At 46.4% G+C, this 2,347-nt stretch carries 3 protein-coding genes; 2 read left to right on the top strand and 1 reads right to left on the bottom strand.

Annotated elements, in window-relative coordinates; translation table 11 throughout:
- Positions 1 to 101: 101 nt before the first annotated feature.
- Positions 102 to 359 (top strand): zinc ribbon domain-containing protein, encoded by a 258-nt coding sequence (locus tag KKF06_06315; protein MBU1617364.1) that lies wholly within the window; start codon positions 102 to 104, stop codon positions 357 to 359.
- 126 nt (positions 360 to 485) lie between these two features.
- Here KKF06_06315 and KKF06_06310 read toward each other — a convergent pair whose 3' ends face one another.
- Complete coding sequence (locus KKF06_06310; GenBank protein MBU1617363.1) at positions 486 to 1,736, bottom strand: IS110 family transposase; 1,251 nt, start codon at positions 1,734 to 1,736, stop codon at positions 486 to 488.
- Positions 1,737 to 2,110: 374 nt separating this feature from the next.
- Between KKF06_06310 and KKF06_06305 the strand changes: the two genes are divergently transcribed.
- Positions 2,111 to 2,347 (top strand): hypothetical protein (locus KKF06_06305; GenBank protein MBU1617362.1); only part of this gene is annotated, 237 nt, incomplete at its 3' end.

Genomic DNA, 2,347 nt, shown 5'->3' with positions numbered 1-2,347 from the left:
TCTCATTATAAACTTTACAAGAGCACCAATGGCGGATATACTTTCATAGAGGTCGCGGATCTAAGGGATTATATAGACACTCACTAATGGGAGGGAAAAATATGGAACAAGTTTGTCAAAGCTGCAGCATGCCGCTGCGCCGGGAAGAAGACCTGGGCACAAATGCCGATGGCAGTAAGAATCAGGAATACTGCCACTTTTGCTATAAAGACGGCAAGTTTACGGATGGGGTCATTACTATGGAGCAAAAGATCGAAAAACTTGTTGGTATGGCAGCTAAAATGAACATTTCTGAAGCGCAAGCCAGGCAAATGGCGCAAAACATTTTACCAAATCTTAAAAGATGGAAGAAAAAGTAAAAAAGTGATGCGGTAATATGTCAATAGGCAATATTTGGATTAAGTTAATTAAATTAAGCATAAAATGGCACACGGATTCTGATTATCCAAAAGAAACAGAATCGAAACGATCTAGAACTTTGAAATTTAAATAGTTGCGGACCTCCTTTTTGCGGGTGGCTGGTAGAGCTGGTTGTTCTTGAGCAGAAAGAAAACCAATCTCACCAATTTTCTCGCAGTTAGCGAGACCGCACGCTTGTGTTGGTGCTTGGGCACTTCGCCGTGCTTTGATCGATAGTAGGCCTTAAACTCTTCGTTGTGCATTCTCAACGAATTAGCGGCCTCGATCAAGTAGTAGCGAAGATATTGATTGCCGGTTTTGGTCATTCGGGTGTTTTCGGCTTGAAAACCACCGGATTGATTTTTACGCCAGGTCAGGCCGGCAAACTTGGCAAGCTTGTCCTGGGAAGAGAAGGATTTGATGTTGCCGATTTCCGAGAGGATACCGGCACTGTAGACGGGCCCAAGTCCCGGGACAGAAAGCAAGGTATTGGGAAAAGCTTTAAACTCATCGGCGATAGCTTTGTCGACTTCTTTAAGGGAAGCAGTGAGAGCTTTGATGGAGCGCAACGACATGGCCAAAATGAGATTGACGGAGTCGGCCAGAGCGGGGCGGATGCGATATGACTCGCGAGCGACTTTCTTTAAGGCCTCAGCGATTTTACCGGGATTGGGAAAGCGGTTTTTGCCGTGATGAATTACGAATTGGACGAGGTCATCAACCGGCATGGCGGCTAATTCATCGGCAGACAAGTTTTCAGTGATCAAGGCCATACTGGCGGCACCGAAGGGATTGCTAAACGGCTCAAGCGAAGAGAAAGACGAAAACTTGAGGAAGAGATGGGAGAGGAAATAGTTTTTCTCTCTGGAAATTGATTCGACCAGATGAAAGCGATAGCGGGTCAGACGGCGCAAAGGGACATAGGGCTGTTGGACATTGTAGGGTTCAGGGAGTCGGCCAAAGCGAAGACGGTCGGCCACAACAAAGGCGTCAATGTTGTCGGTTTTGTCCTTGTCGGGATAAGCTTTTTTGAAAGCATTGGTGAGTTTGGGATTGAACTGATAGACCAGAGGAGCGAAGGGAGAGATAACCGAAGAGGTCGCCAGAAACTCGACGAGATGAAGACTGTAAAAGGAAGTGGACTCGGCGGCGATTTTAAGGGAATCGAAATTGTTTTCGTTCATAACAGAAACAATTTTGGCTTCCAGGCCTTGAGCGCCGGGGAGATTGTTAGGGAAGGGAAAAGATTTGAGGATAATCTTTCCTTCCTGGTCGAGGAAGCAAGCGGTATTTGATTCTGAATGGGCGTCAATGCCGACGAAAAGGGTCTTTGACATTTAAATCGGCTCCTTTCCCGCAAGAGCGGGGTTAAATTGGGGCGAAAGAGAGGGTCTCTGCAGGTTGCGGGCGCAAACAGCCTCGCCGAATAAGAACTGACCGGCAGAGCGAGTGCAAGCCCCGCTGCTCGCGAGGCGCTCTCTCCGGCCGAACAAGATGCGGGTAAGAATTCCAGTCCCGCAACCGAGGGAAGCAGACTTTCTAAAGAAGTCCCCGATAAATCGGGGCTTCAAGGAGGGAAAGCTTTTCCCTCTCATTCCGCCTCTAGGGGAATGATACAGAGACATTTTGATAAAGTAAATATGCATAGGGTTAAAAGGAACCGCGACTTCAGTCGCAGGTTCCTAAACATATTATACGAGGAGGAATTCGTATGTTAAGAAAGATCGGTTATGGTTTGATCGTTTGGGCAGTGCCTTATATTTCCGCCATCCCTTTACTGGGCTTAATGGAAAGTGATCAGATATTTTTCAAGACTTTAATGATCGTGATCGGCGGGATTACTAGCGCAGTCTGTATTGTGCTCTATTTTAATAAAGTAGAAAAAGATTATTTAAAAGAAGGCATTTGGTTAGGGATTATCTGGCTCGTAGTGAACTGGTTAATGGAT

Source organism: Candidatus Margulisiibacteriota bacterium (genome assembly GCA_018822365.1).
In the GTDB taxonomy this organism is placed as follows: Bacteria; Margulisbacteria; WOR-1; order O2-12-FULL-45-9; family XYB2-FULL-48-7; genus XYB2-FULL-45-9.
Note: the sequence above shows the minus strand (reverse complement) of the source record. Positions and strands in the feature narration are given on the sequence as shown.